At 72.6% G+C, this 22,582-nt stretch carries 19 protein-coding genes; 10 read left to right on the plus strand and 9 right to left on the minus strand.

Going from position 1 to position 22,582, the window contains the following annotated elements:
* Nucleotides 1-38: 38 nt before the first annotated feature.
* The 4 genes from ACFZAM_RS29145 to ACFZAM_RS29160 form a co-directional block, all read right to left on the minus strand.
* The gene (locus ACFZAM_RS29145) at nt 39-1,454 is read right to left on the minus strand and encodes an Ig-like domain-containing protein (RefSeq protein ID WP_391050395.1); all 1,416 of its coding nucleotides are present in this window, start codon (nt 1,452-1,454) and stop codon (nt 39-41) included.
* Nucleotides 1,455-1,599: 145 nt separating this feature from the next.
* Nucleotides 1,600-2,556 carry an EamA family transporter RarD gene (gene rarD / locus ACFZAM_RS29150; protein ID WP_391050396.1) on the minus strand — a complete coding sequence of 319 codons (957 nt, stop codon included), beginning with the start codon at nt 2,554-2,556 and terminating at the stop codon, nt 1,600-1,602.
* A gap of 145 nt (nt 2,557-2,701) precedes the next feature.
* Nucleotides 2,702-4,831, minus strand: coding sequence for an SGNH hydrolase domain-containing protein (locus ACFZAM_RS29155; RefSeq protein ID WP_391050397.1), 2,130 nt, complete (start codon nt 4,829-4,831; stop codon nt 2,702-2,704).
* A gap of 230 nt (nt 4,832-5,061) precedes the next feature.
* Nucleotides 5,062-5,943, minus strand: coding sequence for an NAD(P)H-binding protein (locus ACFZAM_RS29160; protein ID WP_391050398.1), 882 nt, complete (start codon nt 5,941-5,943; stop codon nt 5,062-5,064).
* 100 nt (nt 5,944-6,043) lie between these two features.
* Here ACFZAM_RS29160 and ACFZAM_RS29165 point away from each other — a divergent pair, with 100 nt between their 5' ends.
* From ACFZAM_RS29165 to ACFZAM_RS29185, 5 genes are all read left to right on the plus strand, one after another.
* Entirely contained in the window at nt 6,044-6,412 is a 369-nt protein-coding gene (locus ACFZAM_RS29165; RefSeq protein ID WP_391050399.1) for a winged helix-turn-helix transcriptional regulator, read from the plus strand.
* A gap of 583 nt (nt 6,413-6,995) precedes the next feature.
* Complete coding sequence (locus tag ACFZAM_RS29170; protein WP_391050400.1) at nt 6,996-7,514, plus strand: toxin-antitoxin system HicB family antitoxin; 519 nt, start codon at nt 6,996-6,998, stop codon at nt 7,512-7,514.
* A 108-nt stretch (nt 7,515-7,622) separates the two neighbouring features.
* Nucleotides 7,623-8,477: a DUF4097 family beta strand repeat-containing protein gene (locus tag ACFZAM_RS29175; RefSeq protein ID WP_355340375.1), complete on the plus strand. Its 855-nt coding sequence runs from the start codon at nt 7,623-7,625 to the stop codon at nt 8,475-8,477.
* A 166-nt stretch (nt 8,478-8,643) separates the two neighbouring features.
* Nucleotides 8,644-9,630 (plus strand): ATP-binding cassette domain-containing protein, encoded by a 987-nt coding sequence (locus ACFZAM_RS29180; RefSeq protein ID WP_391050444.1) that lies wholly within the window; start codon nt 8,644-8,646, stop codon nt 9,628-9,630.
* Complete coding sequence (locus tag ACFZAM_RS29185) at nt 9,627-10,418, plus strand: ABC transporter permease (RefSeq protein WP_391050401.1); 792 nt, start codon at nt 9,627-9,629, stop codon at nt 10,416-10,418. The genes ACFZAM_RS29180 and ACFZAM_RS29185 overlap by 4 nt, the downstream gene beginning before the upstream one ends.
* A 74-nt stretch (nt 10,419-10,492) precedes the next feature.
* Here the strand turns inward: ACFZAM_RS29185 and ACFZAM_RS29190 are convergent, their stop codons facing one another.
* The 3 genes from ACFZAM_RS29190 to ACFZAM_RS29200 all read right to left on the minus strand — a co-directional run bounded on the left by ACFZAM_RS29190 (nt 10,493) and on the right by ACFZAM_RS29200 (nt 14,371).
* Nucleotides 10,493-11,557 carry a 2-oxoacid:ferredoxin oxidoreductase subunit beta gene (locus ACFZAM_RS29190; RefSeq protein ID WP_355340369.1) on the minus strand — a complete coding sequence of 355 codons (1,065 nt, stop codon included), beginning with the start codon at nt 11,555-11,557 and terminating at the stop codon, nt 10,493-10,495.
* Complete coding sequence (locus ACFZAM_RS29195) at nt 11,550-13,505, minus strand: 2-oxoacid:acceptor oxidoreductase subunit alpha (protein ID WP_391050402.1); 1,956 nt, start codon at nt 13,503-13,505, stop codon at nt 11,550-11,552. The genes ACFZAM_RS29190 and ACFZAM_RS29195 overlap by 8 nt, the downstream gene beginning before the upstream one ends.
* Nucleotides 13,506-13,711: 206 nt before the next feature.
* A complete protein-coding gene (locus tag ACFZAM_RS29200; protein WP_355340363.1) occupies nt 13,712-14,371 on the minus strand; it encodes a response regulator transcription factor in 660 nt (219 codons plus the stop codon).
* 159 nt (nt 14,372-14,530) lie between these two features.
* Here ACFZAM_RS29200 and ACFZAM_RS29205 point away from each other — a divergent pair, with 159 nt between their 5' ends.
* Complete coding sequence (locus ACFZAM_RS29205) at nt 14,531-15,499, plus strand: zinc-binding dehydrogenase (protein WP_391050403.1); 969 nt, start codon at nt 14,531-14,533, stop codon at nt 15,497-15,499.
* A gap of 200 nt (nt 15,500-15,699) precedes the next feature.
* Here ACFZAM_RS29205 and ACFZAM_RS29210 read toward each other — a convergent pair whose 3' ends face one another.
* Both ACFZAM_RS29210 and ACFZAM_RS29215 read right to left on the minus strand, forming a co-directional pair.
* Nucleotides 15,700-17,031, minus strand: a complete 1,332-nt coding sequence (locus tag ACFZAM_RS29210; RefSeq protein ID WP_391050404.1) for a sensor domain-containing protein — start codon at nt 17,029-17,031, stop codon at nt 15,700-15,702.
* Between the two features lie 167 nt (nt 17,032-17,198).
* Complete coding sequence (locus tag ACFZAM_RS29215) at nt 17,199-18,395, minus strand: sensor domain-containing protein (protein WP_355340354.1); 1,197 nt, start codon at nt 18,393-18,395, stop codon at nt 17,199-17,201.
* A 227-nt stretch (nt 18,396-18,622) separates the two neighbouring features.
* Between ACFZAM_RS29215 and ACFZAM_RS29220 the strand changes: the two genes are divergently transcribed.
* The 4 genes from ACFZAM_RS29220 to ACFZAM_RS29235 all read left to right on the plus strand — a co-directional run bounded on the left by ACFZAM_RS29220 (nt 18,623) and on the right by ACFZAM_RS29235 (nt 22,581).
* The gene (locus ACFZAM_RS29220) at nt 18,623-19,012 is read left to right on the plus strand and encodes an NADH-quinone oxidoreductase subunit A (protein ID WP_188283994.1); all 390 of its coding nucleotides are present in this window, start codon (nt 18,623-18,625) and stop codon (nt 19,010-19,012) included.
* Nucleotides 19,003-19,611 (plus strand): NADH-quinone oxidoreductase subunit B family protein, encoded by a 609-nt coding sequence (locus ACFZAM_RS29225; protein ID WP_355340351.1) that lies wholly within the window; start codon nt 19,003-19,005, stop codon nt 19,609-19,611. Before ACFZAM_RS29220 ends, ACFZAM_RS29225 begins: the two co-directional genes overlap by 10 nt.
* Before the next feature lie 83 nt (nt 19,612-19,694).
* Complete coding sequence (locus tag ACFZAM_RS29230) at nt 19,695-21,626, plus strand: NADH-quinone oxidoreductase subunit C (RefSeq protein WP_391050445.1); 1,932 nt, start codon at nt 19,695-19,697, stop codon at nt 21,624-21,626.
* Nucleotides 21,619-22,581 (plus strand): complex I subunit 1 family protein, encoded by a 963-nt coding sequence (locus ACFZAM_RS29235; RefSeq protein ID WP_355340345.1) that lies wholly within the window; start codon nt 21,619-21,621, stop codon nt 22,579-22,581. The genes ACFZAM_RS29230 and ACFZAM_RS29235 overlap by 8 nt, the downstream gene beginning before the upstream one ends.
* Nucleotide 22,582 lies beyond the last annotated feature (1 nt).

Raw genomic sequence — 22,582 nt, forward strand, 5'->3', positions numbered from 1 at the left:
CGTACCGGCGGGCGCGGAGCCGTACACGAAGGCAGGGGTCAGCGGCGGCGCTTCCGCGCGCGGGTGGCGGTCACCGCGAGGGCCCCGGCGGCGACGAGGCCGCCCGCGACCATGGCGAGGGGACCGTCGGTGCCCGAGGCGGCCAGTTCGGGGCCGGTCTGCTGCGGCTGCGGGTGGTTGGCCGGGGGAGCGGGGTGCGGCCTGGGCGGCGTCGGCGTCGGCTTCGGCCTGGTGACGTCCACACTCACCTTCACGAACTTCGGCTGCCCGTCCTTCGCCGTCACCTTGTAGATGAAGGAGTCCTTGCCCGCGTAGCCCTTGTCGGGCGTGTAGACGAGGTGGTCTCCCTCGACCGCGACCTTTCCGTGGTCCGGCGGCTCGGGGACGGTGACCGGGGTGTGGGGCGCGCGGTCGGGGGTGACCGGGACCCGGACCGGGCCGCCGTTCTCGGGGACGGTCACCGGCGGCGCGGGCTCGGGCGTACAGCCGATCCGGAAGTCGGCGCCGCGCACGTCACCGCCCGAGGTGTCGGCGGTACGGCTGGTCGCGCCGGTCGCCGTGTACCCGGCGGGCACCGGCAGCACGACCCGGAAGCGGCCGGTGGCCACGCCGGAGAAGGAGTACGCGCCGTCGGCGTCGACGGCCGCCGCCACCGGCTGGCCCGCGCTGTCGAGCACGGGGGCGCCGGTCGCGGTGCGCAGCCGTACCGACGTGCCGGGCGGGATGCCGCAGTCCGAGGCGACCGTGCCGCTGATGTCGGCGTCCGGGGCGGCCATCCAGATCTGGTAGACCGGCGATCCGCTGAGCACGCTGTAGGTGAAGGAGACCGAGGTCACCGGGGCCGTGGGGCGGAACCAGCCGGAGGCGCCGTTGGTGTCGAGCACGTTGCCGCGCAGCGTCGAGGTCGCGGGGTCCCAGGTGGGCACGTCGGTGTTCGGGCCGGAGCCGCACGAGGACGGCTTCGGCGTGCCCACGCAGTAGTTGAAGGTCGACTGGAAGCCGAGCTGCGCCGCCGTCAGCCGTACACCGCCCGCGCCGGTCGCGCTGATCCGCACCTGGTCGGCGTCGATGTCGCCGAGGGTGAAGCCCCAGCCGACCGGGGTGGCGGCGGCGAAGGTGACGGTGGTGAGGGACGGCCGGCCGTTGGTGCCGCCGGTCGAGGGGCGCAGGGCGAGGTAGTTCTGCCCGCGCGAGCTGCCGTACTCGGCGCCGAAGGGGGTGGAGCCGTTGAGGAAGGTCGAGGTGCCGCCGGGGATGGACGGCGAGCTGCTGTCGGTGCTGAAGGTGGCGTCGGGGAAGCCGGTCACGGGCACGTGCAGCACCTCGGGACTCCAGCTCCCGTAGGCGGAGCCCGCCGCCACGGCCGGGCTCGCGGCCAGCGGGATCATGACGGCGGCCGTGGCCGCCGCGGCCAGCCCCCGGGCCGTTCTCGTGGTGAGTCTGTTGGCCGGCATGCGCACGACGCGTTCTCCTGCACTTCGGGCGGCCCGGCGCCTGACCGCCGGACCAGTACGTCCTTCGCATGACCCATCGTCAGATCACCCAATCGGCGGCGGTGTCCGTGTCACCCGAGTGGATGTCGTCGCTCGCCCGTACGGCTCAGCCGGGCAGCGGGGAGTCGGTCGCCTCCGGGGACTCCACGACCGCCGGGGCCTGGCGCGCCGCGCGCGCTTCCGTACGCCCGCGGTGTGCGCCCCTGATCGCGTCCCAGGTGAGCAGGACGAGCGCCGCCCACACCATCAGGAAACCGGCCCAGCGCTCGGGGGGCATCTCCTCGTGGAAGTGGAGCACGCCGATCAGGAACTGGAAGACCGGCGTCAGATACTGCATGAGGCCGATGGTGGACAGCGGGAGCCGGGTCGCCGCCATGCCGAAACAGACCAGCGGCCCCGCCGTGACCAGGCCGCAGGCGGCCAGCAGGGCGGCGTGGCCGGGGCCGTGGTGGGTGAAGGTCGAGTCGCCGCGCGCGCCGAGCACGACGAGGAAGACCAGCGCGGGCAGGAACTGCACCGAGGTCTCGGCGGCCAGCGACTCCAGGCCGCCCATGTTGATCTGCTTCTTCGCCAGGCCGTAGACGCCGAAGGAGAAGGCGAGCGAGAGGGCGATCCACGGCAGCCGCCCGTATCCGACGGTGAGGACGACGACGGCCAGCGCGCCGACGCCGACCGCCGCCCACTGCACCGGGCGCAGCCGCTCGTGCAGGACGAGGACGCCGAGCGCGATGGTGACCAGCGGGTTGATGAAGTAGCCGAGTGAAGCCTCCACCACATGGCCCGCGTTGACGGCCCAGATGTACAGGCCCCAGTTGGCGGAGACGAAGACGGCGGCGACGGCGATCAGGCCGAGCCGCCCGGGCTGCCTGACCAGTTCGGTTATCCACGCCCAGCGGCGCATCGCCAGCAGGATCACGGCGACCACCACCAGCGCCCACACCATCCGGTGGGCCAGGATCTCCAGCGCTCCCGCCGGTTCGAGCAGCGGCCAGAACAGCGGGAACAGGCCCCACATGCCGTAGGCCGCGAAGCCGTAGACCAGTCCCGCGCGCCGCTCGTTCATCCCGACCCCTTCCCGTACCGCCCCGGCCGTACGACCCGCCGTCGGCGCGCGACGTGACGACGGTAGCGGCAGCCGCCCCGGCCTGTCATGTCCGTTCCGCTCCACGGTCATGACAGGACGGTGGCCGGGGCCGGGCGGGACCGCCTTACGGCAGGAGGGCGGTGAGGCGGCGGACGAGGACCGGGGCCAGCGCCTCGGCGTACGTCTCGGACATGTGGCTGTCGTCGCGGTAGACCAGGGTGTCGCCCGCGAGCACCGGGCAGGTGCCGTCCGTGGCGCACAGCCAGGGCGCGGGGTCGATCACGGCGGCGCCGGCCGCCGTCGCCGCCGCCCGTACCGCGCCCTGCCGCGCCGGGTCCCGGAGCGCGTCGGGCAGCCGGCTCGCGCAGTGGCCGAGCCGCAGCGGGTGGGCCGCCGCGCACTCGACGGCGTCGGAGGCGGGCCAGGGGGTGTCGAGCAGGGCGGCGACCCGCGCGCCCGAGGCCGAGAGCGCGGTGAAGGTGGCGCGGAAGCCGTCCGTCCACTGCCGTACGGGATCGGCGGCCGGGTGCAGCGGGCGGCCCGCGTCCGAGGACGAGACGAGGACGAGACCGGGGCGGAGCGCGGCGATCCGGGCGACCGCCGCGCGGCGCCAGGTGTCGCAGACGGCGGGGCCGCCCTGGTAAACGGTCGTCACCGTCGCGGCGTTGCACGACGCCTTCGTCAACGACACCAGTTTCCAGTGCCGTTCGCGCGCCAGCCGGTCGAGCGCGGGGAACCACTGGGCGGCGTGCGAGTCGCCGAAGAGGACGACGGTGGTTGCCGCGGACGGGTCGCCGTAGACGCACGGGGGTGTGCTGGTACTCGCGTAGCCCGCGTGGCAGCCGTCCTGGTAGACCGCCGAGCGCACCGGCTTGACCTCGGCCAGGGGCGGGGTGAGATTGCTCGGCAGGCTCGGACCCGAGGTCCGCAGGAGCTGCCCGAGCCGCAGCGCGGGGTCGCGCGCCGCCGTCAGCTCCCGCCGCAGGTCGGGCGCGGGTCTGCCGGAGTCGACCGCGGGCGGGAAGTGGGCGGCGGTCAGCACGGCCACCGCGGCGCCCGCCGACAGGCCGCCGCCGAGCCGCAGCGCCAGGGCCGGACGGCGGCGGAAGGCGGTGTGGAACCGTATCGGGTTCTCCACCAGCCGCAGCGTCGCCCAGGCCAGCGCCAGCGCGACCGCGCACAGGGCGAGGGCGAGACCGGTGGAGGGCGCGGTGTTCAGCGCCGCGGGTCCGATGACCAGCAGGGGCCAGTGCCACAGATACCAGCCGTAGGAGAGGCCGCCGAGCCGGGCGACCGGCCGCCGGGCGAGCAGGAGTTGGGCGCCGTAGCGGGCGGGGGAGGGGGTGCGGGTCGGGGAGCGGCCGGGGGCGTGGGCCGGGGAGGAGCCGGGGGCGTGGGTCGGGGAGGGGCCGGGGGATCGGCCGCCCGCGAGGACGAGGAGGGTGCCGACGACCGGCAGGAGCGCGTAACGGCCGGGGAAGGGCGTGGCGTCGTCGTACGTCAGCGCGGCCACGACGATGCCGGTCAGGCCCGCCCAGCTCAGGGCCGCCGCGAGGGGGGCTCGGAGGGCCAGTCGGTGCGCGCCGAGGGCGAGCAGCGCGCCCGCGCCCAGCTCCCAGAAGCGGGCGGGGGAGCCGAAGTAGGCCCAGGAGGGGGAGGAGCGGGTGAGGGCGAGACTCAGCGCGAAGGAGGCCGCGCTGAGGGCGGTGAGGGCCAGGGCCGCCGGGAGCGCGGGGCGGCGGCGCCACCGCAGGCACAGGACGAGCAGCAGCGGCCAGAGCAGATAGAACTGCTCCTCCACCGCCAGCGACCAGAAGTGCTGGAAGGGGGAGGGCGGTTCGCTCGCGCCGAGGTAGTCCGTACCGGCGGCGGCCAGCCGGAAGTTGACGGCGTAGAGCGAGCTGCCGAGCGCGTCCCCCGCGTACTGCGCGAAGCGGATCTTCGACAGGAAGAGCCGGCAGCCCGCGAGCGTGCAGAGCACGACGAGGGTCGCGGCGGGCAGCAGGCGCACCGCGCGGCGGGCGTAGAAGTCCCTGACCGATATGCGGCCGGTGGCGCGGGACTCGCGGGTCAGCAGCGAGGTGATCAGGAAGCCCGAGACGACGAAGAAGACGTCGACGCCGACGTATCCGCCCGCGACCGCGCCGACGCCCGCGTGCGCGAGGACGACGAGGGTGACCGCGACGGCGCGCAGCCCCTGGATGTCCAGGCGCGGCGGGTTCCGCGGGTGCGGCGGTGCGGTGGCCGTGGTCACGGTGGGGTCCTCGGGGCGCTGCGTCGAGGCCGCCCGCCGTCTGTTCACGAGGACGCGCCGTCCCGCGAAGACAAGCAACGCTCCGGGGCGGGGGCGTGAACGGGGGAGGTCCCCGGCCGGAACAGCCGGGGACCTCTGTCGTGTGCGGGGGTGGTGCAGGCCGCCGGGGTCAGGCCGGGTCAGGCCGGGTCAGGCCGGGTCAGGCCGGGTCAGGCCGGGTCAGGCCGGGGTCACGCCTTGGGCGTGTCCTTGGACGTGTCCTTGAGGGTGGCGGCCAGGGTCTCGCGGATCGGGGTCGTGGGGCGGCCGATCAGCCGGGACAGCTCGCCGTTGGTGCGCGCGAGCAGGCCGCGCTCGATGGCGTGGTCCACGTCGACCAGGATGGCCGCGAAGTCCGCCGGGACGCCCGCGCCTTCGAGGATCGACTGGCGCGTCTCGGCCGGGACGTTCTTGTACGTGATCTCCCTGCCGGTCAGCTCGGCGACCAGTGCCGCGTACTCGGCGAAGCTCCACGCCGTGTCGCCGCTCAGCTCGTACGCCGTGTTCTCGTGGCCCTCACCGGTCAGGACGGCGGCGGCCGCGGCGGCGTAGTCGGCGCGGGCCGCGCTCGCGACCCGGCCGTCGCCCGCGTTGCCGATGACGGCGCCGTGCTCCAGGACCGGGGCCAGATTCTCGGTCTGGACCTCGCTGTACCAGCCGTTGCGCAGGAACACGTAGGGCAGGCCCGAGGCCAGGATGTACGTCTCGGTCGCCTTGTGCTCGTCCGCCAGCTTCAGGTCGGCGTCCGGGCCGCCGAGGATGCCGGTGTACGCCAGCAGCGCCACGCCCGAGGCCGCCGCCGCGTCCACGACGGCGCTGTGCTGCGCGATGCGGCGGCCGACCTCGCTGCCGGAGATCAGCAGCACCTTGTCGCCCGCGTGGAAGGCGTCCTTCAGCGTCTCGGGGTGGTTGTAGTCCGCGATCCGCAGCTCCACGCCGCGCTCCGCCAGGTCGGCGGCCTTGGCCTCGTCCCGCACGACGGCGGCCACGTCCGTGGCCGGGACCTGCTTGAGCAGCTCGTCGATGACGAGGTGGCCGAGGTGCCCGGTGGCTCCTGTGACGACGATGCTCATGTCTTTTTGCTCCCTGTTTGCGGTGGTCCGGTGTCTTCGGCTCCACCGTACGCCGGGCACTAACTCTTGGAAAGTACCCACCTTGAAGTAAGGTACCGACATGGACGTAAGTTGCCCCGAGCGGCTCATTCTCGAACACGTCACCTCCCGGTGGGGGGTTCTTGTCCTGTGCGAGCTGCTCGACGGGGCGGTGCTGCGCTTCAGTGAGCTGCGGCGGGCCGTCGGCGGGGTCAGCGAGAAGATGCTCACCCAGACGCTGCGCACGCTGGAGCGGGACGGCTTCGTCCTTCGCCGGGCTCTGCCCGTCATCCCGCCGCACGTCACCTACTCCCTCACCCCTCTCGGCCGTGAGGCCGCCGGTCAGGTCCGCGCCCTCTCCGTCTGGACGGCTGCCGCCGTCCCCGCCGTCCTCTCCGCCCGCACCGCCTACGACGCCGCCCACTCCCCGGTCGGCTCGCCGACCCTCTAAGACTCGCCGGGGCCCTGCCCGGCCCGCCCCCCACCGGGCTTTCAGCCCGAACACAACCGCGTCTGCCCCGCTGGGGCCGGTTTTTTGGCGGTGCCACCGTCGTGGCTGGTCGCGCAGTTCCCCGCGCCCCTGAAGACGGGCCCTTGCGTGGCGTGAACGCACTGGGGGGGTGGGCCGGTTTTTTGGCGGTGCCACCGTCGTGGCTGAGCGCGCAGTTCCCCGCGCCCCTAAAGACGGGCCCTTGCGTGTGGTGAACGCACCGGGGCGGTGGGCCGGTTTTTTGGCGGTGCCATGGTCGTGGCTGGTCGCGCAGTTCCCCGCGCCCCTGAAGACGGGCCCTTGCGTGGCGTGAACGCACCGGGGCGGTGGGCCGGTCTTTTGAGGGGCGCGGGGAACTGCGCGGCCCGCCCCCGCCGGGCTTTCAGCCCGAACGCAACCGCGTCTGCCCCGCTGGGGCCGGTGAGCGCGCAGTTCTCCGCGCACCTGGAAGCAAGCCCTTGGGTGGGGGGTGGTGTCACGTGGTGCCAGGGTGGTGTCAGGGAGGGGGTTGCGGGTGGTGCCAGGGTGGTGCCACTATGGCGTCATGGACCTGACGCCGTATGTCGAGAATCTGCGCCGCGAGCTGGCGGTGGCCGCCGAAGCCGGAGGCGAAGAAGCGAGGGAGCTGGCGGAGCGCCTGACGGCACCGTTGGAGTCGGCGACGCGGTTGACGATGCTGAATGTGCTGTCGGCGGCCATGGACGAGATCACGCGGGACCTGGCACCGGGCTCGGTGGACGTGCGGCTCCGGGGCCTGGACCCGGACTTCGTGGTGACGCGGCCGTACGCGCAGGAGGAGGCCCCGGCACAGGCGCAGGCCCCGGCGCCGCCCGCACCGGTCGAGGGCGACGACAGCGGCACCGCCAGGGTGAATCTGCGACTGCCGGGCCACCTCAAGGCGCGGGCCGAGGAGGCCGCGACCAGGGAGGGCCTGTCGGTCAACTCCTGGCTGGTGCGAGCCGTCTCGGCGGCGGTCGGCGACGGCGGCGGCCAGCCGCGTACGACGGAGAAGACCCGTACCACCAGAACCGTCGGACAGAGCTTCAAGGGCTGGGTCCGCTAGCCGCGAAGCGCGAAAAGCGCGAAAAGCGCGAAAAGCGCGAGAAGCGCGAGAAGCCCACCGCCTCCCACCTGCGGAGACGTCACAACGACCCAAGAGGACGGGACAACCATGCCTTCTTTCACCCCCTTCGACACCCCGGAACCCATCTCGGTGACGAGCACCGTGGAAGCCGGATCGATCCAGTTCACGGCCGAGGACCGCCTCGACACCCTCGTGGAGGTACGGCCCCGCGACCCGAAGCGGGACCAGGACGTCAAGGCGGCGGAGCAGACCGAAGTGCGCTACTCCGGCGGCCTGTTGACCATCAGGACCCCCAAGGGCCGCCGCCTCATCGGGCCTTCGGGCGCCGTGGACGTGGCGGTCGAACTGCCCACGGGCTCGGCGGTCGAGGTGACCGGCGCGTGGGCGCAGGTGCACGGCGAGGGCAGGCTCGGCGAGGTGCGGGTGAAGGTCTCGGTGGGCGACGTGCGGTTCGACACGACCGGGCCGCTCAATCTGGCCGTGTCGCACGGCAGCGTCACCGTGGACCGGGTCGAGGGCCCGGCCGAGATCGCCACCAGCTCCGGGAGTCTGCGGATCGGCACGGTCGACGGGACCGCCGTGCTGAAGAACTCCAACGGCACCACGACCCTCGCCGCCGTCACCGGCGAACTGCGGGTCAGCGGCACCAACGGCGGCATCGACATCGCGCGCGCCGAGGCGTCGGTCACCGGCACCACGTCCAACGGCCACCTGCGCGTCGCCGAAGTCGTACGCGGCGAGGTCCAGTTGGAGACCTCCAACGGCCCCATCGAGGTCGGCGTCCGCGAGGGCACCGCCGCCTGGCTCGACGTCAGCTCCAGCCACGGGCAGGTGCGCAACAGGCTCCCCGCCTCCGAGGCCCCCGGCCAGAGCGAGGACACCGTCTCGGTCCGCGCCAGGACCAACTGGGGCAACATCGAGATCCTCCGCGCGCGCGGCTGACCCGCCCGCCCCCCTCGCCACGTACGGCCCGACGCACCGGGCCACTTCACCGCGCACCGCCGATCGCCCACCCTTCACCGCGCACCGCGCATCCTTCACCGCGCACCCCCCACCCCGCTCCTCTCACCACGCCCCGAAACGGGAGAGCTCCATGCCTTCTTCTGTCATGCCCATGCCCAGAAATGCTCAGGGTGCCGACCCGCGCCCGCCCGCCGTCTCCACCGCCGACCTGCGCAAGTCCTACGGCGACAAGACCGTCCTCGACGGCATCGACCTGCGCATCCCGGCGGGCACCGTCTTCGCGCTGCTCGGCCCCAACGGCGCGGGCAAGACCACCACCGTGCAGATCCTGTCCACCCTCATCTCCGCCGACGGCGGCCACGCCCAGGTCGCGGGCCACGACGTGGCCGGCTCACCGGACGGCGTCCGCGCCGCGATCGGCGTCACCGGGCAGTTCGCCGCGCTCGACAACCTGCTCACCGCCGAGGAGAACCTGCTCCTCATGGCCGACCTGCTGCACCTCGGCAGGGCCGAAGGGCGGTCGCGGGCCCAGGAGTTGCTGGCCCGCTTCGACATCGCCGACGTCGCCAAGCAGCGCGCCGCGCTCTTCTCCGGCGGCATGCGGCGCCGCCTGGACCTGGCCATGACGCTGGTCGGCGACCCGAAGGTGATCTTCCTGGACGAGCCGACGACCGGCCTCGACCCGCGCAGCCGCCGCACGATGTGGGACACCGTGCGGTCACTGGTCGCGAGCGGCGTCACCGTCTTCCTCACCACGCAGTACCTGGAGGAGGCCGACCAGTTGGCCGACCGTGTCGCCGTGCTCGACGGCGGCCGGATCGTCGCCGAGGGCACCGCCGACGAGCTGAAGGCGCGTATCCCCGGCAGCCACGTACGCCTGCGGTTCACCGACCCCGAGCAGTACGAACGGGCCGCCGCCGCCGTCCCCGGCGCGGTCCGCGACGACGGGGAGCTGGCCCTGCGCGTGGCGGGCGACGCCGGACTCGACGCGCTGCGCTCGCTGCTCGACCGGCTCGACGCCGCCGGCGTGCGTACCGCCGACTTCTCCGTGCACACCCCCGACCTGGACGACGTCTTCCTCGCCCTGACCGGCGACGGTTCCGCCCCTCACCCCAAGGAGACCTCGCGATGAGCAGCACCCTCACCTACGCCGTGCGCGACTCGACGACGATGCTGCGGCGCAATCTGAAGCACGCGATCCGCTACCCGGCGGTCGGCTTCGGCACGGCCGCGATGCCCATCCTCATGCTGCTGCTGTTCGTGTACGCCTTCGGCGGGTCGATCGGCGCCGGACTCGGGGCGGGCGGCGGCCGGAGCGTGTACCTGGAGTACCTGACGCCCGGCATCCTGATCATGGCGGTGGCCGCCGGGGCCATGTCCACGTCGATCGCGGTCTGCACCGACATGACCGAGGGCATCATCAACCGCTTCCGCACGATGAACATCTCGCGGGCCTCGTTCATGACCGGCCATGTCGTCGGCAGCGTCATCCAGACCATGACCAGCCTCGTGCTGGTCATGGGCGTGGCGCTCGCGGTCGGCTTCCGGCCCGACGCGAGCCCGCTGGAGTGGCTGGCGGCGGCCGGGCTGCTCGCCGCCGTCGCCTTCGCGGTGACCTGGCTGTCGGCGGCGCTCGGCCTGATCTCCAAGACGGTCGAGTCGGCGAGCAACAAGCCGCTGCTCGTCCAGTTCCTGCCGTTCCTGGGCTCGGCCTTCGTACCGGCCGACTCGATGTCCCCCGGTCTGCGCTGGTTCGCCGAGTACCAGCCGTTCACGCCGATTACCGAGACCCTGCGCGGGCTGCTGACCGGTTCGGCGATCGGCCACGACGCCTGGATCTCGCTCGCCTGGTGCGCCGGTATCGGCCTGGCCGGGTACCTCTGGTCGCGCTCGCTGTTCAACAGCGGGACCACGCGGTGAGCACGGGAGAGACGGACGAGGGCGGGGCGCGCACCGATGAGGGTGCGCGCCCCGCCCTTGTGCGGTCCCGTGCCTCAGCCGACGACGGTCCAGGTGTCCCGCCCGGTCAGCAGCCCGGCGAGGTCGCCCTTGCCCTGCTGCACCACGGCCTTTTCGAGCTGGTCCGACATCTCCGTGTCGTACACCGGGCGCGTCACGTCCCGCAGCACACCGATCGGCGTGTGGTGGAGCGTGTCGGCGTCCGCCAGCCGCGACAGCGCGAAAGCGGTCGTCGGGGACTGGGTGTGCGCGTCGTGGACGAGCACTCCCGCGCTGCCCTCCACGGTCACGTCGATCACCTTCAGGTCACCGGTCGCCGGGTCGCGTACGACGCCCTTCGAACCGAGACCGTCCTCGGCGGGGGCGCCGAAGCGGATCGGCTGCCCCTGCTCCAGCCGGATCACGGCGTCCTGCGCGGTCTCGCGCTCCTTCAGGACGTCGAAGGCGCCGTCGTTGAAGATGTTGCAGTTCTGGTAGATCTCCACCAGCGCCGTGCCCTCGTGCTCGGCCGCCGCCCGCAGCACCGACTGGAGGTGCTTGCGGTCGGAGTCGATCGTGCGGGCCACGAAGGACGCCTCGGCGCCGATCGCCAGCGACACCGGGTTGAAGGGCGCGTCCAGCGAACCCATCGGCGTCGACTTGGTGATCTTGCCGACCTCGGAGGTGGGGCTGTACTGGCCCTTGGTGAGCCCGTAGATCCGGTTGTTGAACAGCAGGATCTTCAGGTTCACATTGCGCCGCAGCGCGTGGATCAGGTGATTGCCGCCGATGGAGAGCGCGTCGCCGTCACCGGTGACGACCCACACGCTCAGGTCGCGGCGCGAGGCGGCGAGCCCCGTCGCGATGGCCGGGGCGCGGCCGTGGATGGAGTGCATGCCGTAGGTGTTCATGTAGTACGGGAAGCGGGACGAGCACCCGATCCCGGACACGAACACCACGTTCTCGCGGGCCAGGCCCAGCTCCGGCATGAAGGACTGGACGGCGGCCAGGATCGCGTAGTCCCCGCAGCCCGGGCACCAGCGCACCTCCTGGTCCGACTTGAAGTCCTTCATGGACTGCTTCGCCTCGGCCTTGGGCACCAGCGACAGCGCCTCAATCATTCGCACTCTCCTCCACGAGGGCCTTCGCGAGCTGTTCCGACTTGAACGGCAACCCGGTGACCTGCGTGTACGAACGGGCGTCGACCAGATACTTGGCGCGCAGCAGGTGGGCGAGCTGGCCGAGGTTCATCTCGGGCACCACGACCTTGTCGTACGCCCGCAGGACCTCACCGAGGTTGGCCGGGAAGGGGTTGAGATGGCGCAGATGGGCCTGCGCGATCGTGCCGCCCTCGCGCCGGATGCGGCGCACGGCCGCGGTGATCGGCCCGTACGTCGAACCCCAGCCGATGACCAGGGTCCGCGCGGCGCCCTCCGGGTCGTCCACGATCAGGTCGGGCACCTTGATGCCGTCGACCTTGGCCTGCCGGGTGCGGGTCATGAAGTCGTGGTTGGCCGGGTCGTACGAGATGTTGCCGGTGCCGTCCTGCTTCTCGATGCCGCCGATGCGGTGTTCGAGGCCGGGCGTGCCGGGCACCGCCCACGGGCGGGCCAGCGTCTCCGGGTCGCGCAGATACGGCCAGAAGTCCTCGGTGCCGTCCTCGGCCGTGTGGTTGGGCCCGGTCGCGAATTGCACCCGCAGGTCGGGCAGGTCCTGGACGTCGGGGACCCGCCACGGCTCCGAGCCGTTGGCGAGATAGCCGTCGGAGAGCAGGAAGACCGGGGTGCGGTACGTGACCGCGATCCTGGCCGCCTCCAGCGCCGCGTCGAAGCAGTCCGCCGGGGTGCTGGGCGCCACGATCGGCACCGGCGCCTCGCCGTTGCGCCCGTACATCGCCTGGAGCAGGTCGGACTGCTCGGTCTTGGTGGGCAGCCCGGTCGAAGGGCCGCCGCGCTGGATGTCGATGATCAGCAGCGGCAGCTCCAGGCTGACGGCGAGCCCGATCGTCTCCGACTTCAGCGCCACACCGGGACCCGAGGTGGTGGTGAGCGCCAGCGACCCGCCGAAGGACGCGCCGAGCGCCGCGCCGATCGCGGCGATCTCGTCCTCGGCCTGGAAGGTGCGCACGCCGAAATTCTTGTGCTTGGACAGCTCGTGCAGGATGTCGGAGGCCGGGGTGATCGGGTACGAGCCGAGGAAGAGCGGCAGTTCGCTCTGCCTGCTCGCGGCGATCAGGCCGTACGACAGCGCCAGATTCCCGGAGATGTTGCGGTAGGTGCCCGCGGGGAAGGCGCTGGAGGCGGGCTGCACCTCGTAGTTGACCGCGAAGTCCTCGGTGGTCTCGCCGAAGTTCCAGCCCGCGCGGAAGGCCGTGACATTGGCCTCCGCGATGTCCGGCTTCTTGGCGAACTTCCTGCGGAGGAAGGACTCGGTGCCCTCGGTCGGCCGGTGGTACATCCACGACAGCAGGCCGAGCGCGAACATGTTCTTCGCCCGTTCGGCGTCCTTGCGCGCCAGGCCGCTGTCCTTGAGCGCCTCGACGGTGAGCGTCGTCAGCGGCACCGGGTGGATCGCGTACGCCTCCAGGGACCCGTCGTCCAACGGGTTGGCGGCGTATCCGACCTTCGCCATCGCGCGCTTGGTGAACTCGTCGGTGTTGACGATGATCTCGGCGCCGCGCGGCAGGTCGGCGACGTTCGCCTTCAGCGCGGCCGGGTTCATCGCGACCAGCACGTCGGGCGCGTCGCCGGGCGTGAGGATGTCGTGGTCCGCGAAGTGGAGCTGGAACGACGACACGCCCGGCAGGGTGCCTGCGGGGGCCCGGATCTCGGCCGGGAAGTTCGGCAGCGTCGAGAGATCGTTCCCGAAGGACGCGGTCTCCGAGGTGAAACGGTCCCCGGTGAGCTGCATTCCGTCCCCGGAGTCACCGGCGAACCGGATGATCACCCGGTCGAGGCGTTTCGTCTCTTTCGCCGGTTTGCGCTGTTCGCCCAGGACATCGCCGATCACCGGCGGATGCGCGGGCTGCTCCGTGGGCACGGGGCTGCTGCTGCTGACCTGGCTGGTCACTGAAACGGACCTCCCTAGAGGCGGCGGCTCACCGGTCATCGTACGTCGGTAAGGGTCGCCTTCCCCGTACGTCCCGGAATGTGGATGCGGGAGCGCGGCCCCGACCTGCGGACTGCCGGACATGTGTGTGGCATGTGCAGGTAACGGCGCGGTGCCCGTGAGGCCCGCGCCGTCAGGCGTCTGCTGTGAGACAGAGTGTCAACAGATCAGGAGTTCAGATAGGTGAGCACCGCCAGGACACGACGGTGATCCCCGTCACTCGGCGCCAGGCCCAGCTTCAGGAAGATGTTGCTGACGTGCTTCTCCACCGCGCCGTCGCTCACCACGAGCTGCTTGGCCACCGCCGAATTCGTCCGGCCCTCCGCCATCAGCCCCAGCACCTCGCGCTCGCGCGGCGTCAGCCCCGCCAGCACGTCCTGCTTGCGGCTGCGGCCCAGGAGCTGCGCGACCACCTCGGGGTCCAGCGCCGTGCCGCCCTCGGCGACCCGCACCACCGCGTCCACGAACTCGCGGACCTCGGCCACCCGGTCCTTGAGCAGATACCCCACCCCGCGGCTGCTGCCCGCCAGCAGCTCGGTCGCGTACTGCTCCTCCACGTACTGCGACAGCACCAGCACGCCCACGCCGGGGTGGTCCCGGCGCAGCTGCACCGCCGCCCGCACCCCCTCGTCGGTGTGCGTCGGCGGCATCCGTACGTCCGCCACCACCACGTCGGGGGCCGCGCCCTCGTCCGCCAGCTCCCGTACGACCTTGATCAGCGCCTCGGCGTCACCGACGCCGGCCACCACATCGTGACCGCGATCGGTCAGCAATCGGGTCAGTCCCTCCCGAAGCAGCACCGAATCCTCGGCGATGACCACCCGCACCCTGTCCTCCACCCGTTCCAGCCCCCCACATCCGACCCTGTCTTCCCCAGCATCCCAGCAACGACGCGCTGATGGGGAATACGGTTCCGGTGGGCAAGGTTGCGCCCGGAAGGTCGGCGGGGGTCGCGCGTCAGCGGCTCACAGGCAAGAGGAGAGCGTGTGCGCGCGGTCGGATTCGACGTCAACGGTGGCCCGGAAGTGCTCCGGCCGGTGGAAATCCCCGTCCCGGAACCGGGCCCCGGGCAGGTGCTGATCCAGGTCGCGTACGCGGGCGTCAACCACGGCGAGGTGCTGCACCGGCTCGGCGACTACGGTCCGCCGGACGGGATCGCCGTGCCCGGCCTCGAGGTCTCCGGCGAGATCGCCGCGCTCGGCGCGGGCGTCACCGGGCTCGCCGTCGGCGACCCCGTCGCCGCCTACCTGCCCGACGGCGGCGGATACGCCGAATACGCGGTCGCGCCCGCCGACTTCGCCTTCCCGCTCGACGGGATCTCCCTCCGGGACGGGGGCGGGGCGGCGCTCGTCCTCACCACCGCGTACGGGGTGCTCGCCGGGGCCGCGCGGCTCACCGCGGGGGACACCGTCCTCATCCACGCCGCCGCGGGCGGGGTCGGCTCGGTCGCGGCGCAGATCGCCCGCGCGCTGGGGGCCGCCGCCGTGTACGGGACGGTCCGTACGGCCGAGAAGGCCGAGTACGCGAAACGTTTCGGCTACGACGCGGTGCTGCTGCGCGAGACCTTCGCCGAGGAGCTGGCCGCCGCCCGCACCGAGATCGACGTGCTGCTCGACCCCATCGGCGGGGGGACGCGGCTGGCCGGGCTCTCCCTTCTGGCCCCCTTCGGCCGTCTGGTCGCCTACGGCGAGGCTGCCCGGCAGCCCGACCTCACGCTGCCGGTGCTCCCCTTCTCCGAGCGCAACCGCGCTCTCACCGGCTACTCCATCCGCGACCTCGCGCTCCGCGCCCCGGCCGTTCTGCGCGGCCACGCCCTCGCCGCCCTGTCCCTCCTGGCCTCCGGAGCCATTCGGCTCGACATCACCGCCGAGTTGTCGCTTGCCGCGGCCTTCCAAGCCCATCAAGCCCTCCAGGCCGGCACCAACCGCGGCAAAGTCCTCCTCACCCTGACCTAGCCGCCCCCTGCCGGGCGGACGCCGATCTCTCAGGGGCGCGGCCCCGGTGGGGCAGACGCGGTTGTTTTCGGGCTGAAGGCCCGGTGGGGGCGGGCCGCGCAGTTCCCCGCGCCCCTGAAAAGATCGGCGGACCGCCTCTTGGAGGGGCGAGCCGTTTTGGGCGGGGCGCGGGGAGGGGTAAGGGGACCGGCCCGGAGGGGTTAGACGCGCCAGGGGAGTTCGGTGGTGATGTGGGTGGGGCCACCGGGCGGCGAGGCCACGGCGAGGACACCGTCGACGGAGTCGAGCCGCTCGGCGAGCCCGGCGAGCCCGGACCCACCGGACACGGCGGCGCCCCCGCGCCCGTTGTCGGACACCTGCATCATGAGCCGGTCACCGACCCGCCACACCTCCACGGTCGCGCGCGAAGCGCCACTGTGCTTGCTGACGTTCTGCAGCAGCTCGGACACCGTGAAGTAGGCGATGCCCTCAATGGCCGGCACCGGCCGCGCCGGCAAATCGACGGTCACGGCGACCGGCACGGTGCAGCGCGACGCGACCGACGACAGGGCCGCGTCCAGCCCGCGGTCGGTGAGGATCGCCGGGTGGATGCCGCGCGCCAGATCCCGCAGCTCCTGAAGCGCGATCTTCACCTCCCCGTGCGCCTCCTCGACCATCACGGCCCCGGCCGACGGATCTTCGAGCAGCTTCTCCTTGGCCAGGCCCAGGTCCATCGCCAGCGCCACCAGCCGCGCCTGCGCGCCGTCGTGCAGGTCGCGCTCGATGCGCCGCAGGTCCGCCGCCGCCGTGTCGACCACGACCCCGCGGTCCGACTCCAGCTCGGTGACCCGCTCCGCCAGCCGCGAAGGCCCGAGCAGACCGCTCACCAGAATCCGGTCCACGTGCGCCATGCCCCGGTAGACCCACGGGCTGCTCAGTACGAGCGCGCCGCCGACCACGACGCACAGCAGCATGTCGGCCGGGGTGTGCAGCCACCAGCCGTGCCCGTGCCCGTCGCCGTACATCTGGAGGCCGTCCTGCCCGAAGTAGACCGGGAAGACCCAGCGCCACAGCGGATACGTCAACAGGCCCCAGCCGTACGTGAAGAAGCTGATGGCGACGGAGAAGGTGAAGATCCCCCACGGGAAGTGGACCAGGGTGTAGGCGGCGTGCCGCCAGTTGACGCCGCTGCCGAGCTGCGCACCGAGCCGGGACAGGAAACCGCCGTTCCTGCCGCGCACCGGCCGCGGGTCCTCCACGTCCAGCCAGAGCAGCGACCGCGCGCGGGCCCGCTCCACGGCGCCGATCGCGCGGCAGCCGCCGAGCGCGAGCACGAGCACCGGCAGCCCGATGAAGGTGACCAGCAGCCCGGCGCCGAGCGAGAACATCGTCACGGTCCAGACGAAGCCGACGATGCACATCGGCAGATTGATCAGCAGGTAGGCGAACTCGCGCCAGGCGCGTGCCTCGACCGGCGCGCGCAGCGCCGTCGGCAGGCGGTGCTCGCGCTCGCGCTCGTGCGCGCGCTCGGCGGGCGGGAAGCCGTAAGCCATGGTCGGTCCGTCCTCTCTGCTTTTCTCTGTGACTCCATGCTGGCCGGTGCGTGCACCCATCCCCATGGTGCGGATCGGCGTCTTGGGGGTGGGGCTAGCCCTACCGCCCCGGCTTCCGCGCCCAGCGCCCCGCGCGGTGCTTGACTCCGCTCAGCGCCTGGCTCCGCTCAGCGCCTGGCCCCGGCCTTGCGGAACTCCCGGTCGCGCCACGGCAGTTCGGCCGTGACCACGGTCGGCCCCGCCTCCGGTGAGCTGACCACGAAGAGCCCGTCCACCGACCGCAGCCGTTCGCCGAGCCCGGCCAGACCCGTACCGCCCGACACGTCCGCGCCGCCGCGCCCGTCGTCCCGTACCTGCACCATCAGCCGGTCGTCGGCGCGCCACACGTCCACCGAGGCGTGCCGTGCCCTGCTGTGCTTGCTGACGTTCTGCAACAGCTCGGAGACCGTGAAGTACGCGATCCCCTCGATCGCCTCCGCGGGCCGCGCGGGCAGGTCCACGGTCACCGCGACCGGCACCGTGCAGCGCGACGCGACCGACGACAGGGCCGCGTCCAGGCCGCGGTCGGTGAGGATCGCCGGATGGATGCCGCGCGCCAGATCCCGCAGCTCCTGAAGGGCCACCTTCACCTCGCCGTGCGCCTCGCCCACCATCTTGGCCGCCGCCTCCGGGTCCTCCAGCAGCTTCTCCTTGGCCAGGCCGAGGTCCATCGCCAGCGCCACCAGCCGCGCCTGCGCGCCGTCGTGCAGGTCGCGCTCGATGCGCCGCAGGTCCGCCGCCGCCGTGTCGACCACGACCCCGCGGTCCGACTCCAGCTCCTCGATCCGCCGCTCCAGCTCGTCCGACGGCTGGAGCAGCCCGCGGACCATCGCCCGGTCGACCATCGTCAGCCCGCGCGCCAGGAACGGCAGCACCGGCCACAACACGAACAGCGAGACCAGCGTCAAAGTGAAGGTGAGGATGCCCCACGGCAGCCGGATGCCGTAATAGAGGGCGTGCCGCCACGCCACCGGGTCCTTCAGCGACGCCCACAGCCACGGCAGGAAACCGAAGGTGCCCCGCTTCAGCGGGCGCGGCTCGTCGATGTGCACGCCCAGCAGGTCGCGCGCCCGGCTCCGCTCCACCCGCCCCAGCAAACGGCACCCGGCGAGTCCGTACGCCAGCAGGGGCAACCCGATCACCGTCACCGACAGGCCGAGGCCCACCGTCACGACCGTCACGACGTAGACGAAGCCGATGATCGACACCGGCAGATTCAGCAGCAGATACCCGATCTCCCGCCACGTCACGCGGTCGTACGCGAAGCGCACGGGTGGCAGCGGGGCGGGGGCGGCGGGCTGACGGGACGCGGGCGAGGTGTTCATGAGTCCAGCCTGCCGGGGAAGCGGCGGGGCGCGCCATGGGGTGCGTAGGTCAGGCGGCGGTGGGGTTATCCCCCGGTACGGGCGAGGGCGTCCGGCGGGGCCGCCGCCGATGCGCGCACCGGTGCCCGCACGGGGGGCGTGCGCCTGTGAGGCCAGGGCCTAGACTCCCTCCCGTATAGATCGTCTAAAGAGATCCACAAGGATCGCTGGACACCACCGGTCAACGAGTGAACGAGGGGCGGACGGACGTGGACTACTTCCACGGCTACTCGGTCGTCGGCCTGGTCGCGGTCGTCGGTGTGCTCTTCGTGACCGTCGCCTTCGCGTCCGGCCGCCTGCTGCGGCCCGTCGTGCCGACGCGCGAGAAGATGCTCACGTACGAGTGCGGGGTCGACCCGGTCGGCGAGGGCTGGGCGCACACCCAGGTCAAGTACTACGTGTACTCCTTCCTCTACGTCATCTTCGCGGTCGACGCGATCTTCCTGTTCCCGTGGGCCACGGTCTTCGCCGCGCCCGGCTTCGGCGCGACGACGCTGGTGGAGATGTTCGTCTTCATCGGCTTCCTCGCGATCGGGCTGCTCTACGCATGGAAGAAGGGCGTCCTCGAATGGACGTGAACCCGCAGGCGATTCCCGAGGCCCCTGCGCAGGACCTTCCCGAGCCGCGCCGTCTCGGCGTGCTGTCCCGGCTGGCGCCGGAGCCGATGAAGGTGGTGCTCAACTGGGGCCGCCGCTACAGCCTGTGGGTCTTCAACTTCGGCCTCGCCTGCTGCGCCATCGAGTTCATCGCCGCGTCGATGTCCCGGCACGACTTCATCCGGCTGGGCGTCATCCCCTTCGCGCCGGGACCGCGCCAGGCCGACCTCATGGTCGTCTCCGGCACCGTCACCGACAAGATGGCGCCCGCCGTCAAGCGCCTGTACGAGCAGATGCCCGAGCCGAAGTACGTCATCTCCTTCGGCGCGTGCTCCAACTGCGGCGGCCCCTACTGGGACTCGTACTCCGTCACCAAGGGCGTCGACCAGATCATCCCCGTCGACGTCTACGTGCCCGGCTGCCCGCCGCGCCCCGAAGCGCTCCTCCAGGGCATCCTCAAGCTCCAGGAGAAGATCGCGCGCGAGTCGCTGGCGGAGCGGTACGGCTCCGCCGCGGGCCCGCGCCCGTCCGTCGCCGCCTTGACGAGCGGCCTCGTCACTCCGCCGGAGGGGCCGAGGTGACCGGTTGGCTGCCGCGGGAGGCCGCGGAGATCTTCGGCGAGGGCGCCGTCGCGCAGGAGGCGTACGACCTCCTGACCGTCGATGTGCCGGCCGGTGAGTGGGTCGCCTCGCTCACGGCCGCGCGGGACGCGCTCGGCTGCACGTACTTCGACTGGCTGAGCGCCGTCGACGAGCCCGGCACCGGCTTCCAGGTCTGCGCGCACGTTGTCGCGCTGGACGGCGGCGTCCGGCGGCTGCTGCTGCGGACGACCGTGCCGCACGACGCGCCCGTCCTCGCCACCGCCACCGGCGTCTACGCGGGCGCGGCGTGGCACGAACGCGAGACCCACGAGATGTTCGGCGTCGACTTCACCGGGCACCCGGGCCTCGCGCCCCTCCTGCTCCCCGACGAGTTCGAGGGGCACCCCCTCCGCAAGGACTTCGTCCTCGCCGCCCGCGTCGCCAAGGCGTGGCCCGGTGCCAAGGAGCCCGGCGAGTCCCACGACGGCGGCCCCAAGCGCCGCCAGATGCAGCCCCCCGGCGTCCCCGACCCCAACGACTGGGGCCCCCAAAAAGGCCAACTCCCCCCGCCCCCCGCCCGCCCCGCCCGCGGCCCCCGCCCAACGGCCTCCCCAGCCGACCGCCCGGCGCGTACAACCCCGTCGGCCGACCGCCCGGCCCGCCGCACCCGCAGCGTGACCGAAGGCTCCACCAGCCAAACCCCTGCCGGTAGCCCCGCCAACCAACCCCCTGCCGGGGCCCCCTCCGGCGACACCCCCGCGCCCCCACGCAAGCGCGTCCCCGACGCCCCATGGGAACAACCCCCAGCCGCCACCCCCGCGGGGCGCGGCGACGCTGCGCCGACCAAGAAGCCCGCCGCAAGCGAACCGCCCGCCCCAGGCGACACCTCCGCCGACGGCGGCGAGCCCGCGCAGTCGGCGAAGCCTGCCGCTGGCGGCAGCTCCGCTGCGGGTAGCGAGCCCGCGCCGTCCGACGAGCCCGCCGCAGGCGAATCGCCCGCTGCAAGCGAGACGCCCGCCGGAAGCGAGACGCCCGCCGGAAGCGAACCGCCCGCCGGAAGCGAACCGCCCGCCGTAGGCGAGGGGCCCGCCGCAGGTGGCACCCGCGCCGGGGGTGGCGGACCCGCGCCGTCGGAGAAGCCTGCCGTTGGCGGCAGATCCGTTGCGGGTAGTGAGCCCGCGTCGTCCGACGAGCCCGCCGCAGGCGAACCCTCCACCGCTGGCGAGAAGCCGACCGCAGGTGGCACCCCTGCCGGGGGTGGCGAGCCCGCGCCGTCAAAGAAGCCCGCAGCAGGAGGCAGTTCGGCCGGGGGCGGCGAGCCTGCTGCGAGCGAGCCGTCCGCCGCAGACGAGGGGCCCGCCGCAGGTGGCAGCCCCGCCGGGGCTGGCGGCCCCGCACTGTCTGAGACTCTTGCCGCTGGCGGCAGTTCCGACGGGGGCAGCGACGCTGCGTCGTCCGAGGCGCCTGCTGCGAGCGAACCGCCCGCCGCAGGCGAGGAGTCCACCGCAGGTGGCACCCCCGCCGGGGGTAGCGGCCCCGCGCCGTCGGCGAAGCCTGCCGCTGGCGGCAGCTCCGCTGCGGGTAGCGAGCCCGCGCCGTCCGACGAGCCCTCCGCAGGCGAGACGTCCACCGCAGGTGGCACCCCCGCTCCGGGTAGTGAGCCCGCGTCGTCCGACAAGCCCGCCGCAGGCGAGAGGCCCACCGCAGGTGGCACCCCCGCTCGGGGTAGTGGGCCCGCGTCGTCCGACGAGGCCGCCGCAGGCGAACCGCTCGCTGCGAGCGAACCGCCCGCCGCAGGCGAGAGGCCCACCGCAGGTGGAACCCCCGCTCGGGGTGGTGAGCCCGCGTCGTCCGACGAGGCCGCCGCAGGCGAGACACCCGCTGCAAGCGAACCGCCCGCTGCGAGCGAGAAGCCCGCCGCAGGTGGCACCCCCGGCCGGGGTGGTGGGTCCGCGTCGTCTGACGAGCGCGCCGCAGGCGAAGACGGTGGGCGGGGAGGTGAGGGGCGTGGGTGACGTCGTGGACGTCGGGCTGCGGCTTGTGGGCGTGCTCGTTGTGTTCCTGGTGTTTCCGCTGGTCGTGGGGCAGGCGGAGCACAAGGTGATGGCGCATATGCAGGGCCGATTGGGGCCGATGTATGCGGGCGGGTTCCACGGGTGGGCCCAACTGGTGGCGGACGGAGTCAAGTTCGCGCAGAAGGAAGACGTGGTTCCGGCCGACGCGGACCGGCGGATCTTCCAACTCGCCCCCGCCGTCGCGCTCCTGCCCTACCTCGTCGTGCTGATCGCGATCCCGGTGGGACCGCACGGCTTCGTCGGCCAGGCGCTGGACGCGGGCCTGATCTTCGTCCTGGCCATGATGGGTATCGGCGTGCTCGGCTCGCTGATGGCGGGCTGGGCGTCGGCGAACAAGTTCTCCCTGCTCGGCGGCCTGCGCACGGCGGCGCAACTGATGGCGTACGAGCTGCCGATGCTGCTCACCGCCGCGTCGGTCGCGATGGCGGCGGGCACGCTGTCACTGCCGGGCATCGTGGGGGAGTACCACTGGTGGTGGACCCCCTGGCAGCTCATCGGCGGCCTCGTGTTCTTCACGGCGGGCCTCGCCGAGCTGCAACGGCCCCCGTTCGACATGCCGGTGGCCGACTCCGAGATCATCTTCGGCGCGTACACCGAATACACCGGCCTGCGCTTCGCCCTGTTCCTGCTCGCCGAGTACGCGGGCATCGTCGTGCTGTGCGCCCTGACCACGGTGCTGTTCCTCGGCGGCTGGCACGGCCCCTGGTCCGGCAGCGTCGGCTGGCTGTGGACGCTGGTCAAGACCGGCCTGCTGGCCTTCGTCGTGATCTGGCTACGGGTCAGCTACCCGCGCCTTCGCGAGGACCAGCTCCAGAAACTCGCCTGGACCGTACTCATCCCGCTCGCCCTCGCCCAGATCGCCCTGACCGGCGTCGTCAAGGTGGTGATCTCCTAGC

Origin of the sequence: Streptomyces sp. NPDC008079 (assembly GCF_042957385.1) — a bacterium.
Classification (GTDB): domain Bacteria; phylum Actinomycetota; class Actinomycetes; order Streptomycetales; family Streptomycetaceae; genus Actinacidiphila.

Bases quoted from the DNA above. Each gene is read 5' to 3' on its own strand.
- ACFZAM_RS29165 (WP_391050399.1), top strand. From the start codon at position 6,044: ATGGACGTAAGTTGCCCCGAGCGGCTCATTCTCGAACACGTCACCTCC.
- ACFZAM_RS29185 (WP_391050401.1), top strand. From the start codon at position 9,627: ATGAGCAGCACCCTCACCTACGCCGTGCGCGACTCGACGACGATGCTG.
- rarD (WP_391050396.1), bottom strand. From the start codon at position 2,556: ATGAACGAGCGGCGCGCGGGACTGGTCTACGGCTTCGCGGCCTACGGC.
- ACFZAM_RS29145 (WP_391050395.1), bottom strand. From the start codon at position 1,454: ATGCCGGCCAACAGACTCACCACGAGAACGGCCCGGGGGCTGGCCGCG.
- ACFZAM_RS29175 (WP_355340375.1), top strand. From the start codon at position 7,623: ATGCCTTCTTTCACCCCCTTCGACACCCCGGAACCCATCTCGGTGACG.
- ACFZAM_RS29170 (WP_391050400.1), top strand. From the start codon at position 6,996: ATGGACCTGACGCCGTATGTCGAGAATCTGCGCCGCGAGCTGGCGGTG.
- ACFZAM_RS29210 (WP_391050404.1), bottom strand. From the start codon at position 17,031: ATGGCTTACGGCTTCCCGCCCGCCGAGCGCGCGCACGAGCGCGAGCGC.
- ACFZAM_RS29215 (WP_355340354.1), bottom strand. From the start codon at position 18,395: ATGAACACCTCGCCCGCGTCCCGTCAGCCCGCCGCCCCCGCCCCGCTG.
- ACFZAM_RS29160 (WP_391050398.1), bottom strand. From the start codon at position 5,943: ATGAGCATCGTCGTCACAGGAGCCACCGGGCACCTCGGCCACCTCGTC.
- ACFZAM_RS29180 (WP_391050444.1), top strand. From the start codon at position 8,644: ATGCCCATGCCCAGAAATGCTCAGGGTGCCGACCCGCGCCCGCCCGCC.
- ACFZAM_RS29225 (WP_355340351.1), top strand. From the start codon at position 19,003: ATGGACGTGAACCCGCAGGCGATTCCCGAGGCCCCTGCGCAGGACCTT.
- ACFZAM_RS29190 (WP_355340369.1), bottom strand. From the start codon at position 11,557: ATGATTGAGGCGCTGTCGCTGGTGCCCAAGGCCGAGGCGAAGCAGTCC.